General features: G+C 72.6%; 10 protein-coding genes. 5 read left to right on the forward strand and 5 right to left on the reverse strand.

What is annotated here, in order from left to right; genetic code table 11:
• Position 1: 1 nt before the first annotated feature.
• The 5 genes from ACRYM0_RS12515 to ACRYM0_RS12535 all read right to left on the reverse strand — a co-directional run bounded on the left by ACRYM0_RS12515 (position 2) and on the right by ACRYM0_RS12535 (position 7,413).
• Positions 2-2,278, reverse strand: coding sequence for an NPCBM/NEW2 domain-containing protein (locus ACRYM0_RS12515; protein ID WP_432505526.1), 2,277 nt, complete (start codon positions 2,276-2,278; stop codon positions 2-4).
• 219 nt (positions 2,279-2,497) lie between these two features.
• Positions 2,498-3,724 (reverse strand): glycosyltransferase, encoded by a 1,227-nt coding sequence (locus tag ACRYM0_RS12520; protein WP_432505528.1) that lies wholly within the window; start codon positions 3,722-3,724, stop codon positions 2,498-2,500.
• Complete coding sequence (locus ACRYM0_RS12525) at positions 3,721-4,800, reverse strand: glycosyltransferase (RefSeq protein WP_432505530.1); 1,080 nt, start codon at positions 4,798-4,800, stop codon at positions 3,721-3,723. Before ACRYM0_RS12525 ends, ACRYM0_RS12520 begins: the two co-directional genes overlap by 4 nt.
• A gap of 256 nt (positions 4,801-5,056) precedes the next feature.
• Entirely contained in the window at positions 5,057-5,428 is a 372-nt protein-coding gene (locus ACRYM0_RS12530; RefSeq protein WP_432505532.1) for a hypothetical protein, read from the reverse strand.
• A gap of 200 nt (positions 5,429-5,628) precedes the next feature.
• Positions 5,629-7,413, reverse strand: a complete 1,785-nt coding sequence (locus tag ACRYM0_RS12535; protein ID WP_432505534.1) for a DUF4012 domain-containing protein — start codon at positions 7,411-7,413, stop codon at positions 5,629-5,631.
• Between the two features lie 125 nt (positions 7,414-7,538).
• Between ACRYM0_RS12535 and mfd the strand changes: the two genes are divergently transcribed.
• The 5 genes from mfd (at position 7,539) to eno (ending at position 15,482) form a co-directional block, all read left to right on the forward strand.
• The gene (mfd, locus tag ACRYM0_RS12540) at positions 7,539-11,126 is read left to right on the forward strand and encodes a transcription-repair coupling factor (protein ID WP_432505536.1); all 3,588 of its coding nucleotides are present in this window, start codon (positions 7,539-7,541) and stop codon (positions 11,124-11,126) included.
• Between the two features lie 174 nt (positions 11,127-11,300).
• On the forward strand, positions 11,301-12,467 hold the full coding sequence (locus ACRYM0_RS12545) for an acyltransferase family protein (protein WP_432505537.1): 1,167 nt from the start codon (positions 11,301-11,303) through the stop codon (positions 12,465-12,467).
• A gap of 10 nt (positions 12,468-12,477) precedes the next feature.
• Positions 12,478-13,143, forward strand: coding sequence for a nucleoside triphosphate pyrophosphohydrolase (locus ACRYM0_RS12550; RefSeq protein ID WP_432505539.1), 666 nt, complete (start codon positions 12,478-12,480; stop codon positions 13,141-13,143).
• A 24-nt stretch (positions 13,144-13,167) separates the two neighbouring features.
• Positions 13,168-14,121, forward strand: a complete 954-nt coding sequence (locus ACRYM0_RS12555; RefSeq protein ID WP_432505541.1) for an ROK family protein — start codon at positions 13,168-13,170, stop codon at positions 14,119-14,121.
• Positions 14,122-14,186: 65 nt separating this feature from the next.
• A complete protein-coding gene (gene eno, locus ACRYM0_RS12560) occupies positions 14,187-15,482 on the forward strand; it encodes a phosphopyruvate hydratase (protein ID WP_432505542.1) in 1,296 nt (431 codons plus the stop codon).
• Positions 15,483-15,573 lie beyond the last annotated feature (91 nt).

The raw sequence follows: 15,573 nt of genomic DNA on the forward strand, positions 1-15,573 counted from the left end.
CTCAGGAGATCTTCGCGTCGGCCCAGTCGGCGTGGTCGAAGGCGTTGCCGTCGCCACCATCGGTGACCACCAGGCGGATCTCCTTCTTGCCGGTGATGTTCGCGGAGACGTTCTTGGTGGTGGTTCCGGTGATCTTGCCGGAGTCGTACAGCTTCGTGCCGTCACCGAAGACCTGGAAGGTCACCGACCCCTTGCCGTTCACCTCGGCGTCCAAGCCGACGACTGCGGTGAACGTGGTGGCGCCGTCGTTGGTGAAGCGGACCTCGGAACCGGCGTGCACGCCCAGACCGCTGGTGTAGGTCTTGCCGCCCACGGTGATGGTCTTCCCGTCTCCCCGTGCGCCCTCACCGTTGCTCTTGTTCAGCTCGGCCGGACCCCAGGCGTTGGCGACCTGGGTCAGGGGCAGGCCCGAGACCGGGCGGACGTTCCGGGTGACGGCAGGAGCTGGAGTGGAAGCACCCGTGGAGATCTTCGCGTCGGCCCAGTCGGCGTGGTCGAAGGCGTTGCCGTCGCCACCATCGGTGACCACCAGGCGGATCTCCTTCTTGCCGGTGATGTTCGCGGAGACGTTCTTGGTGGTGGTTCCGGTGATCTTGCCGGAGTCGTACAGCTTCGTGCCGTCACCGAAGACCTGGAAGGTCACCGACCCCTTGCCGTTCACCTCGGCGTCCAAGCCGACGACTGCGGTGAACGTGGTGGCGCCGTCGTTGGTGAAGCGGACCTCGGAACCGGCGTGCACGCCCAGACCGCTGGTGTAGGTCTTGCCGCCCACGGTGATGGTCTTCCCGTCTCCCCGTGCGCCCTCACCGTTGCTCTTGTTCAGCTCGGCCGGACCCCAGGCGTTGGCGACCTGGGTCAGGGGCAGGCCCGAGACCGGGCGGACGCTGCCGCTGGTCGACGTGGACGGTGAAGGGGTGGCGGGAGGGGCGGTAGTCGTAGGGGTGCTCGGAGTCGGAGTCGGAGTCGGCTGCGTCGGAGTGGTGCTGGAGCCAGTGCCACGCAGTTCCACGAGTGTCACACTCTCCGTGGAGGAGAACTTCACGGTGTCGGTGTTGGAACTTCCGCCGAACGAGGAGCGGTTCTTGACGGGGTCGTACAGCTTCACGGACGACACCGGCGACCCCAGCTTCAACGTCACCGGGACGTCTGCCGGGTTGACCACCTGGTTCCCGTCGAACAACCGGTCCTGCTGCCACACGGCCAACCAGTACGAACCGTCGCGCTTCTGCAGCAGCAGCGTGCGGGTCTTGGCGTTGGTGCCCTGGAGCTCGTAGTTCAGCGGCTTCGTGGAGAAGGCGCTGCCCTTGTCGTTGAGCAGGTTGATGAGGTTCGACATCGCGTTGAACGAGGCCTTCGGGCTGCCGTCGTTGTTCAGCAGGCCGAACTTGGACTCGAAGGCGTTGTCGGCGTGCTGGTCGAACAGCTCGTAGGAGAAGGTGCGCGCCACCCCGCGTCGGAAGTGGTCCAAGTACAGGTTGGGCAGAGCCTGGGCGACCTGCGCCGCGGGCATGGTCCGGTACGGAGCCGAGGTGGTCCCTGTCGAGAAGCCGGTCTCGGTGGCGTACACCTTCTTGCCCTTGGCGGTGACGCTGTTGTTGCGCAGGACGGTGTCGATGATGCTGTCGTTCATGTGGTACTGGTTGCCGGGGTAGTCGTGGGTGTTGCCGTAGTCGACGTAGGCCGAGATGTCTCCGAGGGCCTGGTACTTCGACGTGGCGTTGGTGTCGGCGAGCGAGGGGGCCACGATGGGGATGTTCTTGGTGGCCGGATCGCCGCGGTACGCCTCAGCGACCTGGATCGTCCAGTTTCGTGCGTCGACAGCCCAGTTGCCGCCCCGCAGGTCCCACTCGTTCAGGCCTTCGACTGCATCGATCGCGGTGGGCAGCTGGGTCTTGACCATGTCCTTCAGCTGCGCCGGGGTGGCGTTCTGGCGCGGGTCCTGGACCATGGTGATGCCGACGCCCATCGGCGAGAGTTCCTTCTCGACGAAGTCCGAGGCGTACTTGGAGCCGGTGCCCCAGCCGTCGCGCAGGTGGCGAATGCCGGACTCCTGCAGGCGCTGCTTGACCAGGGGGTAGTTCATGTACGGGGTGCCGGTGTAAGTGAGGTGAGTGGCGACACCGATCGAGTCGACGAACGAGTCGGCCATCTGAGCGGGAACGGCCGGCAGGGAAGCGGCCTGCGCGGAAGGTGCAGTGACAGTGGCGCAGGTGAGAGCCGCGGCGATGGCGACAGGGAGCTGCGCGGCAATGAACTTGCGGGACAGTCGGAACGTCATCGGAGAGGTCCTTGCGTCGAGTGTTAGCAACACTCAACGCTTCGTCCCGATGGCGCTGGAGCTTGACAGGTGTTACGCGAATCCGCACCCAGATTGCTCCAGGCGGGTGAGATCATCCCTCGTTCAGAGCGTGAGGCCTCAAGTGCAGCGGCTCTCGTGCCGACACCTGGTGGTTGCGGCGGTCGCGTCTGGGTGGCCTGAAGCCCGCGCGCTGGGCGTTCAGGCTGGCTGGGAGCCTCGGGCAGCTAAGCGGCGACGCGCTGAGAGCGTGCGGCGATAGACGTCGGTGAACCGCTCGGCGAGCCTGTCAGGGGAGTAGTGAGCTGCCGCTCGGACACCGGCTTCCCCCAAGCGCCGTCGCAGATCGTAGTCCTCGGTCGCTCGCCGCAGCCGGTCGGCCAGGGCCCTGCTGTCGCCCGGGGGGAAGAGGAGACCGTTCTCGCCGTCGGTGATGATCTCTGCCGGGCCTCCGGCGTCGGCGGCGATCACCGTCAGGCCGGCAGCCAGCCCTTCGACGACGACCTGCCCGAAGGGCTCGGGGACCGTGGAGGCGTGCACCAGCACGTCGGACTCGGCCAGGACGGCTTCCACGTCCTCGGAGAAGCCGGTGAAGTCGACTTGCCCTGCGATGCCCAGGTCCCCGGCCAACCCGCGCAGCTCAGCGGCGTAGTCGTCCTCACCGAACATCGCTGAGCCGACGATGATCGCGCGGTGCTCGCTGCCGGCCAGTGCCTCGGCGAAGGCGCGGAGGAAGATGTCTTGCCCCTTCCACGGGGCGAGACGCCCGACCATCGAGATGCGCAGCGGGGCTGAAGGCTGCGCCGGGCGGGGCGCTCGCCGGGCGTGGTAAGGATCTGGAACGACGGTGGCCAGTGCACCGGGGGGCAACGCGAGCGTGTCGAGAGTCGCTCGTGAGTTGGCGATGACCGCTCGGGGTAGTCGGCTCGCCAAGCGCCGGACCACCGCTGCGGTGCGCGCGGGCATGTAGTCGTCGGCGATGCGGTCGCGAGCGTGCCAGACGACGGGGACGCCCGCTAGTCGCCCCGCGAGCCCGCCGTAGATCGCCGCCTTCAGCGAGTTGGTGTGGACGAGGTCGGGAGCTTCCTGGCGCAGGCGCCGTGCCAAGGTCAGCGTGTACCGCGCTGCCGCGACCACGCCGGCCACTGGCACTCGCCCCGCTCCGGTACGGGCCACGGTCCGCGCGGTGGCGTCCATGGGGATCACTTCGACCCGGGCCCCCGTGGCGCGCAACGGCTCGACCAGTGGACCGTCCTCGGCCAACCACACGGTGCGATCCACGTGCGTCAAGGAGTCCAGCGTCCGCAGCAAGGCGATCTCGCCACCTGAGAGCAGAGCGCAGTGATCCAGGTACACCACGCGCAGCGGGGCGGCACCGACCGCGTCTCGGTCGCCACGTGAGTGCGGCGACACGTCGGACGTGCTCATGTCCTCGGTGCCTCGCTCAGCACCTCGGCGACGACAGCGCGCAGACCACGACCGAAAGCGGCGGGGGAGAAGCGTTCACCGTGCTTGCGCACCTTCTCGGGGTCGAACTCAGCGGGGTCGAAGTCGCGCAGGACCGCCGCCAGCGACGAGGCGGTCTCCTCGTCCACGAAGAGGGTCGCCACGCCCTCCAGGCCGCTGTCGAGGTAGCCGCCCGCGCGCAGCACCACGCTCGGCTTGCCGAAGGCGAAGCCCTCCACCGGGGACAGGCCGAAGTCCTCACGACTCATCGCCACCACGGCGGAGCAGTTGGCGTACAGCCAGCGCAGCTGCGCGTCGCTGATGTCGCGCACGCCGAGCAGTCGATCGCTCCAGGTGCGCCCGTCGGGCAGGCCGCCCACCGCGACGAGGCGAGCCCCGGGCACCTGCTCGACCGCCTCGCACACCAGGGACGTGTTCTTGTAGCCGCGCCGACGCCCCACGGTCAGCAGGAAGCCCGGCTCGACACCGGGCACCGCCTCACGGGGACCAGCGGGGTCGAGCCCGGCGGGCGGGTGCAGCACTCGTGCGCGTACCCCGTACGCCGCTTCGATGCGCCGAGCCACGGACGTGGAGTTGGCCAGGTAGACGTCCACCGTGTGTGCCGCCCGGCGGTCCCAGTGCCGCAGGGGTGCCAGAGCGGCGGACAAGGGGCGGCGCACGACCCTGGGCAGGGCGCGGAAGTAGTCGTCCGGCTGGTACAGCCAGCGAGCCGGGTTGTGGCAGTAGACGATCTTCGGTCCGTGCGCGCGCAGGCCGTGCGCCCAGCCGGAGGAGCTGGCCACCAGAACACCCTCCGGCACCACCATGCGGCTCACGACGGGGGCCAGCAGGGCGAAGGCCCGACGAGGGTCGCGCCGGAAGACCTTCCAGCGGTTGAGGACGCTGGGCCGCACGTCGCGGCCGGCGAACTCCGGGAAGGTGGTGGCCTCGTCGTAGACGCTGGTCAGCAGCGGCGCTCCGGGGAACTGACGCGCCAGTTCCAGCGCCACGCGCTCACCGCCACCGCGCTGGGTGAGGTAGTCGTGCGCCAGGACCACGTCCGTGTGCGCGGGACCGGTGACCGGCCTGTCCTGCCGTGGCGCGCCCTGGCCACGGCGACTGCGAGCTCGCGGTGGACGGCTGGTGACGACCGTCATGTGTTCCCCCTGGAGTGACTGCGCTGGATGCGCTCCGGCCTGGTGTCACGCGCCCGTGAGTTCCCGCCGGTGCGCAGGCAAGGCCGGTGGCGTGGAGTCCCCCCGGAATCCACGCCACCGTCGGTGACGTCGGAGTGCCGGTCGCCCGGCACGACGCTCAGTGTTGGCGGCTCGCGCTCCGCTTCGAGGCCACGACCATCGCGGTGCCACCGAGGACGAGCACCGCGCCCGCCGCGGCCCAGGGCAGCACGTCGGCCCCGGTGTAGGCGAGCTCGTCGCCGGAGGACTCGACGGCCTGCGCTGGGGTGTCCGAGTCGCCCGTCGCCCCCGGCGCAGCGGGGGAGGTGCTCGGCGTCTCGCCCTGGGGCGGGGCCGAGGGCTCCGGGGGGACCGGCGTGGAGACGCTCGGCGTCGGCGTGGACGGCGCGTAGTCGGTCGAGGCCGACGCCAGCGTGGCGGTACCCGTCAGGGCAGCGATCGCCAGGCCCCCACCTGCGACGAGCCGGACGACGTTCTGAGTGCGGTGCACGTTGATTCCCCCCATGTCTTCGGCTCCGCGACGCGGTGTCCGTCGGTGTTGGTCGGTGGTGATCGCGAAGCGGGCTCCAGGATGGCTCACAGTCACCTCCGCGTCCAGCGCATCGCCACGATCGGCGTGGTGTCGCTACTGAGCGTCACGTGTTGTGTTCGAACTGTTCGGTTCTGGCTCTCGGAAGTCCTCGTCACGGATCAGGACGGTGCCGAGCACGGCTCCGTGGAGAGCTGGGGCGTGGCGACCGTCGCCGGGCCCGTCACCTCCACGGGCAGCTGGTCGGCCGGCCCCCGCAGCCGCCACCTGACCACCACCGGCTCCCCCGGGGGGAGGTCCGTGGTCAGCCGCACCAGGCGCCAGCCGCGCTCGGAGTCGACGGCCGTGGGCACGGCCCGCCCGTCCACCGACGCCTCGTCCAGCCCGACCGTCGGGGGCACCCACAGGGACACCACGTCCCGGGCGGTGCGCTCTCCGCGTGCTGTGGTGGCGACCTGGTTGCGCACGTAGTCCGGGACCTCCTCGGGTGCCGTGTTCGTCAGCGTCAGCTCGAGCGTCACCACCGCCTCCGCCGAACCGCTGACGCACGGGCGCTCCAGCCGCAGGACCGGCTGGGTCCAGTAGTCCAGCTTGGAGGGTGCCGAGTTCGTCAGCCCCACGTGCGCCACCGGGCGCGGTGCGCCCAGCACCCCCGCCAGCCCGGCCGAGACCAGCGCGGACTGCTCGTCCTCGCGCGAGCTCCACACGGCCAGGTGGCCGCTGTCGGCCGCCTGGCGCGCCCCGCGCAGGGCGGCCGTGGACATCCCGTCGGTCAGCACCGCTTCGAACGCCGCCGCCGAGGCGGACGACAGGAATGCCTTGCGCCCCTCGTTGTCGCCGTCGAAGCGCACGTAGGCATCCACCATGAGCACCGCCGGCAGGTCGGCGACCGGCACGCTGCCGAACACGCCCAGGTCCAGCGGCGGGTGCTCGGGGCCCAGCAGCTGCGCCAGGCCCACCGGGTCCACGAGGACCACCGCGTCCGGCACCGCCTCGCCCGCGTCCACGAACAGGCTGGCGGCCAGCCGCGCCGCGTCGTCCGCGTTCGCGCCGACCGTGAGGTTCTGGACGATGCCCGCGTCGGGGTCGGCCCCGTAGAGCCGCTCGTGCTCGACGCCGTTGACCGAGGTGTCCGCCAGCGCTCCCCGCACGTCCTCGTCGGTCCCCGTCTCCACCAGCGAGATCCGCCCGCCGTCCACCGACACGTAGGCGTACGCGCCGACGATGCCTTGCACCGGCCGCACCTCGGCGGGGTTGGTGAAGGCCACCAGGTAGGTGCGCCGGCCCTCGGACCCCAGCATCGCCGGCAGCTGGGGCACCAGCTCAGCGGCGGTACCCAGGGGGCCCGCCAACTCGTCGAGCTGCCGGGCCACCGGCTCCAGCCGGCCCGAGAGCGCGCCGAGCACCGCCGGGTCGTCAGCAGCCGCCAGCTCCGCGCGGGCCACCGCCACCCGGTCGCGGTACCCGGTGACGACCGGTGCCAGCTCCTGCACGGCCGCCACGTCCACCGCCTGCTCGGAGGAGACCACCCCCTCGGCCAGGGCGTCGCCCACCACCTCCAGCGCCCCGGGCAGCGGTTCGGTCAGCACCGCGGCGGCCGCGGCGCCGCCCGACGCCGCGCGCAGCTGCGCCCCCACCCAGGGCAGGTGCTCCGCGGCCCGGTAGGGCCACTGGCTCGTCGCGCGGTGGGCACCGGCGGCGTCGGCCGCCACCGAGCGGGCCGTGCCCGCCGCCTCGGCGAAGCGCTGCTCGCGCACCTGCTGCTCCAGCGCGGGGACCGCGCCGGCCACCCGCTGCAGCGCGCGCGCCGCCTGCACCCCGCTGACGGCCACGGCCACGGCCCAGGCCAACAGCACCAGGACGGCGGCGCCGAGCAGCACCCGCACGGGGCGCGGCAGCCGGCGGCGGGCGGGGGAGGCGGGGACCGCGGGGGAGGAGCCGGACACCCCCAGACAGTAACGAGGTCGCGGGCGCACCCGGGCGCCTTCGGCGGCCCCCGCCCGCTCGGGCCGGTCGGTGTCGGGGGCCGGACGTAGGCTGGGGCCCTCCCCTCGACATCCCCGGAGTGTTCGTGAGCCTCACCGGCCTGCTCGACGTCCTGCGCACCGAACCCGCCGTCCGCGCGGCCGTTCAGACGGCGCGGGAGGGCGGGGGCCAGGCCCTCGACGTGGTCGCGCCCCTCGGCGCGCGCCCCGCCCTGCTGGCGGCCCTGGCCGCCGAGCGCCCCCTGCTGGTGGTCACCGCCACCGGCCGCGAGTGCGAGGACCTGGCCACCTGGCTGCGCTGCTACCTGCCCCAGCACGCCGTCGCGGAGTTCCCCGCCTGGGAGACGCTGCCGCACGAGCGGCTGTCCCCGCGCAGCGACACCGTCGCCCAGCGGCTGGCGGTGCTGCGCCGCCTGGCGCACCCCTCCGACCGCGACGCCAGCACCGGCGAGGTGCGCGTCGTCGTCGCCCCCGTGCGCGCGGTGCTGCAGCCGCTGGTCAAGGGCCTGGCGGACCTGGAGCCCGTGCGGCTGCGCGCCGGCGACGAGGTCGGCCTGGACGCCACCGTCGAGGCCCTGGTGGGCGCGGCGTACGCGCGCGTGGACATGGTCGAGCGGCGCGGCGAGTTCGCCGTGCGCGGCGGCATCCTCGACGTCTTCCCGCCCACCCGCCCGCACCCGCTGCGCGTGGAGTTCTTCGGCGACGAGGTCGACGAGGTCCGTTCCTTCTCCGTGGCCGACCAGCGCAGCCTGGAGGTCGAGCCGGACGGGGTGTGGGCGCCGCCGTGCCGCGAGCTGCTGCTCACCGAGGGCGTGCGGCAGCGGGCCGCGGCGCTGGTGCAGGCCCACCCCGAGGCCGCCGAGGTGCTCGCCAAGATCGCCGAGGGCATCGCGGTGGAGGGCATGGAGTCCCTCGCCCCCGTCCTCGTGGACGGCATGGAACCGCTGCTGGACGTCCTGCCCGCCGGCACCCACGTGGTGCTGGCCGAGCCGGAGAAGGTCCGCGCCCGCGCCCACGACCTCGTCGCCACCGGGGCGGAGTTCCTCGACGCGGCGTGGATGAACGCCGCCGCCGGCGGTCAGGCCCCCGTGGACCTGGGGGCCTCCTCCTTCTGGACGCTGGCGCAGGTGCGCGCCCACGCGGAGGCCACCGGGCGGCCCTGGTGGTCGGTGACCTCCCTGGTCTCCGACGACGACCTGCGCGACCTCGAGGACACCCGCGTCCTGCGCGTCGGCGCGCGCGACGTCGTCAGCTACCGCGGTGAGACGGAGAAGGCGCTCGCCGACCTGCGCGAGCTCGCCGGCGCCGGCTGGCGCATCGTCGTGACCACCGAGGGGCACGGACCGGCCAAGCGGCTGGTCGAGGTGCTCTCCGGCGAGGACGTGCCCGCCCGCCTCGTCGACGACCTCGTCGAGGCGCCGGTGGAGTCGGTGGTCGCCGTGACGACCGCCAGCGTGGAGCACGGCTTCGTCGCCGAGGCCCTGAAGGTCGCGCTGGTCACCGAGGCCGACATCACCGGGGTGGGTGGGCAGTCCACCAAGGACATGCGCCGCATGGCCCCGCGCCGCCGCCGCAACGCGGTGGACCCGCTGAGCCTGCAGCCCGGCGACTTCGTCGTGCACGAGCAGCACGGCATCGGGAAGTTCGTCGAGATGGTGCAGCGCACGATCCAGGGCGCCACCCGCGAGTACCTGGTGCTGGAGTACGCCTCCAGCAAGCGCGGCCAGCCCGGCGACCGCCTGTTCGTGCCCACCGACACCCTGGACCAGATCACCCGCTACACCGGCGGGGAGACCCCGACGCTGTCGAAGATGGGCGGCTCGGACTGGGCCAAGACGAAGTCCAAGGCGCGCAAGGCCGTCAAGCAGATCGCCGGCGACCTCATCAAGCTGTACTCCGCCCGCATGGCCACCAAGGGCCACGCCTTCGGCCAGGACACCCCGTGGCAGCGGGAGCTGGAGGACGCCTTCCCGTACGTGGAGACGCCCGACCAGCTCGCCAGCATCGACGAGGTCAAGGGCGACATGATGAAACCGGTCCCCATGGACCGCCTCATCTGCGGCGACGTCGGCTACGGCAAGACGGAGATCGCGCTGCGCGCGGCGTTCAAGGCCGTGCAGGACGGCAAGCAGGTCGCCGTGCTCGTGCCGACGACGCTCCTCGTGCAGCAGCACTACAAGACGTTCGCCGAGCGGTACGCGCAGTTCCCGGTCTCGGTGAAGCCGCTGTCGCGGTTCACGCCGGGCGCCGAGGCCAAGGAGACGATCGCCGGGCTGGCCGACGGCTCCGTCGACGTCGTCATCGGCACCCACCGCCTGCTCAGCGGGGAGGTGAAGTTCAAGGACCTCGGCCTCGTGGTCGTCGACGAGGAGCAGCGCTTCGGCGTCGAGCACAAGGAGTCGCTGAAGACGCTGCGCACCAACGTGGACGTCCTGGCGATGAGCGCCACCCCCATCCCGCGCACCCTGGAGATGGCGGTCACCGGCATCCGCGAGATGTCCACGCTGGCCACCCCGCCGGAGGAGCGCCACCCCGTGCTGACGTACGTGGGCGGGCAGGAGGACAAGCAGATCGCCGCCGCGATCCGCCGCGAGCTGCTGCGCGAGGGGCAGGTCTTCTACATCCACAACCGGGTGCAGTCCATCGAGCGGACCGCGGCCCGGCTCAAGGAGCTCGTCCCCGAGGCCCGGATCGCCACCGCGCACGGGCAGATGGGCGAGCACCGCCTGGAGCAGGTCGTCGTGGACTTCTGGGAGAAGAAGTTCGACGTCCTCGTCTGCACCACGATCGTCGAGACCGGCCTGGACATCTCCAACGCCAACACCCTCATCGTCGAGCGAGCCGACGCGATGGGCCTGTCGCAGCTGCACCAGCTGCGCGGCCGCGTCGGGCGCGGGCGGGAACGGGCCTACGCCTACTTCCTCTTCCCGCCGGAGAAGCCGCTCACCGAGACCGCGCACGACCGCCTGGCCACCATCGCCCAGCACACCGACCTCGGCTCCGGCATGGCCGTGGCGATGAAGGACCTCGAGATCCGCGGCGCCGGGAACATGCTCGGCGGGGAGCAGTCCGGCCACATCGCCGGGGTGGGTTTCGACCTCTACATGCGCATGGTCGCCGACGCGGTCGCCGACGTGCGCCGGCAGGTCCCGGGCGCGGAGAACGACGACGCCGAGCCCGAGCCCACCGAGGTGAAGATCGAGCTGCCGATCGACGCGCACCTGCCGCACGACTACGTCCCCAGCGAGCGGCTGCGGCTGGAGGCGTACCGGCGCCTGGCCGCCGCCGACTCCGAACAGGACCTCGTGGAGCTGCACGCCGAGCTCACCGACCGCTACGGCACCCCGCCGCAGCCGGTGCTGAACCTGCTGGAGGTCGCGAAGTTCCGCATCGCCGCCCGCCGCGTCGGCCTGCGCGAGGTGTCGCTGCAGGGCAAGCAGGTGCGCTTCGCCCCGATCGACCTGCCCGAGTCGCGCGAACTGCGCCTGAAGCGGCTCTACCCCGGCACGATCCTCAAGCCGGCGCTGTCGGTGGCGCTGGTGCCCGCCCCGATGACCGCGCGCATCGGCGGCAAGCCGCTGCGCGACGCGGAGATGCTCGCGTGGGTGCACGAGTTCGTCGCCGCGGTCCTGCAGGACCAGCCGGCGGCGGTCGCGGCGGCCGGCGCGCGGTAGCCGGCACCCGCCGCGCCCGTCCCGGCCCTCAAGCACCGTGCCACGCGCGCCGATCCGTGGGGAGTGCGCCCACCGATCCCCAGAGACGCGTCGGCGCGCGCCGCAGCCCGAGCCGCTGCACGGGTGAGGGCGGCGCTGCGGCACCAGCCGGGTGCGGTGCGTGCGGGGTCTGCGGTGAGTCACGGCGACTTCCTCGCGCTCCGCCGCATCCCCTCCCTCGACGGCCTCCGCGCAGTGTCGATCCTGCTGGTCATCACGGCTCACCCCGCCTACGAGCACTTCTGGCCCTCCTTCCACGGCCACACCGGGGTGTCGATCTTCTTCGTGCTGAGCGGGTTCCTCATCACCACGCTGGCGCTGCGGGAGGCGGAGCGGTCCGGCCGGGTCTCCCTGTCGGCGTTCTACGTCCGGCGGGCCTTCAGGATCTACCCGCTCTACTACCTGGTCCTGGGCGTCTACTGCTTCATCGTGTTCGTCATCGGCATCGACGCCGAGCGCTCCCGATCGTTCGCCGAGGAGCTGCCCTGGTACCTGCTCGGGACTCCCGAGCACGCCGTCTACTTCACCGGGACGGGGGCGCACCCCCCGTTCACCTTCGCGTGGTCGCTGGGGGTGGAGGAGAAGTTCTACCTGGTCTGGCCGCTCGTGGGTTTCGTCCTCCTCGGGCGGCGCTCCGTCCGGTGCAGGTCGCTGCTCCTGGCGACGGTCGTCGTGGCGTGCACCGTCGCGAGCGCCTTCGACGCGCCGGTCTTGCGGGCCATCGCCCCCTACGGCCTCCTGGCGACGGGCTGTCTGTCGGCTCTCCTCCTGCACGAGGCGAGGTGCTACCGGTACCTGGTGCGCCTCGGGGAAGCGCGCTACCTGGTCCCCCTGACCGCGCTGCTGCTCCTCCTGCAGTTCGGCACGCGGGAGGTGACGCCGGGAGGCTCGCTCTACGTGGTCTACGGGCTGGTCGTGGCCCCGGTGATGATCGGTGTGGTCGTGCGGCGGGGGTCCGGCGTCGGGTGGCTGAACGCGCGCCCGGTGGTCTTCCTGGGCACCATCTCCTTCGGCCTCTACCTGACGAACGCCCTCGCCCTGGACGTGGCCGAGCGGGTGATCGGGGTCGGGCACGGGCTCCCGGGGTCCCTGCTGTCCACGCTGGTCGGGTTCGTCCTCGCCGTGGTGGCCTCGGCGTGCCTGCACCGGTGGTTCGAGGAGCCCCTCCACTCGGTCGGTCGGCGGATCGCCCGTGCCGTCGAGGGGCGCGCTGGGCGGGCGGCGGGGTCGAGTCCTCCGGCGAAGGGCCTGCTCGCCCACCGCCGGGGTCCACGGTCCGGCCCGGAGCCGTCCGGCGGCTAGTTTGGAGGTCGTGACCGACGTCCCCGGTGCCCGTCTGCTCGACCTCGTCGCCGTCATGGACCGCCTGCGCTCGCCGGGTGGCTGCCCGTGGGACGCGCGGCAGACCCACGCGTCCCTCCTGCGGTACCTCGTCGAGGAGAGCTACGAGGTCGTCGACGCCGTGGAGAACGGCACCCGCGAGGAGCTGCGCGACGAGCTGGGCGACCTGCTGCTGCAGGTCGTCTTCCACGCCCGCGTGGCCGCCGAGGACCCCGCGGAGGGCTTCGACGTCGACGACGTGGCCGAGGCGATCGTCGCCAAGCTCGTGCGCCGGCACCCGCACGTCTTCGACGGGGAGGTGGCCGCGGAGGACCTCCAGGCGCGCTGGGACGCCATCAAGGCCACCGAGAAGCAGCGCGAGTCCGTCCTGGACGGCATCCCGCTGCAGCTGCCCGCGCTGGCCCGCGCCGACAAGGTCCTCGGCCGGCTGCAGCGCGCCGGCCTCGCCGAGCCGGCCGAGCCCACCGGCGCGCAGGACCCGGTCGACGAGGAGGCGGTGGGGGAGCGGCTGCTGGAGCTGGTGCGCGTCGCGCACGCGGCCGGCGTGGACCCCGAGGCGGCGCTGCGCACGGCGACCCGCCGGCTGGAGCGCGCCGCCCGCGAGCGCGAGAGCGCCGCAGGACCTGCTCGGGGCTGAACCGGCTCGCTAGGCTCCGGCGGCGTGACGACGACGCACGTGCTGGCCCTGGACATCGGGGGCACCAAGATCGCCGCCGGGCTGGTCTCGAGCACCGGCGCGGTGCGGGCCGAGCGCGAGGTCCCCACCGACGCCACCGACCCCGCTGCGGTCGGGGCGGCGCTGGAGGGCCTCGTGGACGACGTGCTCGCCGACGCGCGCGAGCAGGGCGTGGAGGTCGCCGACGTCGTCGGCATCGGTTCCGCCGGCCCGGTCGACACCACCACCGGCACGGTGCACCCGGTGAACATCCCCTCGCTGCGCGGCTTCCCCCTCACCGCGGCCGTCGCCGCCCGCGCCGGGCACGCGCTGGGCCGCCCGGCGCGCGCCGTGCTGGCGCAGGACGGGCAGTGCTTCGCCGCCGCGGAGCAGTGGGTCGGCGCCGCCGCCGGCGCGCCCTCGGTGCTCGGCGTCGTGGTCTCCACCGGCATCGGCGGCGGGGTCGTCCTGGACGGGCGCACCCTCACCGGCAAGAGCGGCAACGCGGGGTTCATCAGCCACGTCGGCGTCGTCCTGGACGGCGAGCGGCTGCCCGGCTCCGGCGCCCTCGGGGTGGTGGAGTCCTACGCGTCCGGCCCGGCGATGGTGCGCGCGGCGCAGGCGCGCGGCTGGCGGACCGGGGAGGCGGTCGACGCGAAGGTGCTGACCGCCGACGCCGCCGCGGGCGAGCGCGTGCCGGTGGAGGTGATCGCTGCCGGGACCCGGGCGCTGGCCTCGGCGTTCCTGTCCGCGGCGGCGCTGTTCGACCTCACCGACGTCGTGGTCGGTGGCGGGGTCGCCGCCTCCGGGGAGGTGCTGATGGCGCCGCTGCGGGCCGCCTACGCCGAGCTGGCCGTCTACCCGCACCTGGCCGACGTGCGCCTGGTGCCCTCGCAGCTGCCGCGCCTGTCCGGGCTGCTGGGCGCGGGGCGGTTGGGGTGGCAGACGCTCTCGGGGTGAGCCCGGCGCCACCCACTAGGCTCGGCGCGACCGAACAGTCCACCAGCCGAGCAGTAGGAGTGCGCGTGGCCACCATCGAGGCCGTCGGAGCTCGCGAGATCCTGGACTCCCGGGGCAACCCCACCGTCGAGGTCGAGGTGCTCCTCGACGACGGCACCTTCGCCCGCGCGGCCGTGCCCTCGGGCGCGTCCACCGGTGCGCACGAGGCCGTCGAGCGCCGCGACGGCGACCAGGGCCGCTACCTGGGCAAGGGTGTCGAGCAGGCCGTCGAAGCCGTCATCGAGGAGATCGGGCCGGCGCTCGTGGGGCACGACGCCCACGAGCAGCGGATCGTCGACCAGGTGATGCTGGACCTGGACGGCACCCCCAACAAGGGCCGCCTGGGCGCCAACGCCGTCCTGGGCGTCTCCCTCGCGGTCGCCAAGGCCGCCGCGGCCGCGGCGGACCTGCCGCTGTTCCGCTACCTGGGCGGGCCCAACGCCCACCTGCTCCCGGTGCCGATGATGAACATCGTCAACGGCGGCGCGCACGCCGACACCGGCGTCGCCATCCAGGAGTTCATGATCGCTCCCGTGGGTGCGGCGTCCTTCCGCGAGGCGCTGCGCTGGGGCGCGGAGACGTACCACTCGCTGAAGTCCGTGCTCAAGCAGCGCGGCCTGAGCACCGGCCTGGGCGACGAGGGCGGCTTCGCCCCCGACCTGCCGAACAACAAGGAGGCGCTGGACCTCATCGCCTCCGCGATCGAGAAGGCCGGCTTCACCCTCGGCACCGACATCGCGCTGGCCCTGGACGTGGCCGCCACCGAGTTCGTCGCCGACGGCGGGTACGCCTTCGAGGGCTCGAACCGCTCCGCGGAGTGGATGACCGGCTACTACGAGGGCCTGGTCTCGGAGTACCCGCTGGTCTCCATCGAGGACCCGCTGGGCGAGGACGACTGGTCCGGCTGGCAGCACATCACCAGCGCCCTCGGCGACAAGGTCCAGCTCGTCGGCGACGACCTGTTCGTCACCAACCCCGAGCGGCTGCGCAAGGGCATCGACCTGGCGGCCGGCAACTCGATGCTGGTGAAGGTCAACCAGATCGGCTCGCTCACCGAGACCCTCGACGCCGTGGACCTGGCGCACCGCAACGGGTTCACCACGATGATGAGCCACCGCTCCGGCGAGACGGAGGACACCACCATCGCCGACCTCGCGGTCGCCGTGGGCTCGGGCCAGATCAAGACCGGTGCCCCGGCCCGCTCCGAGCGCGTGGCGAAGTACAACCAGCTCCTGCGCATCGAGGAGGAGTTGGACGACGCCGGCCGCTACGCCGGCGCCTCCGCCTTCCCGCGCGCCGCGCGCGCCACCGGGCGCGCCTGACGCCCGAAGGCCCGATCGCGCGAGAAGCTGGACCCATGGCGTCGCGTCGTCCCACTGCGCCCCGCACCCCCCGCCGCACGGCGGCGGCCAC

Origin of the sequence: Kineococcus arenarius subsp. arenarius, from assembly GCF_050871845.1 — a bacterium.
Taxonomy (GTDB): domain Bacteria; phylum Actinomycetota; class Actinomycetes; order Actinomycetales; family Kineococcaceae; genus Kineococcus.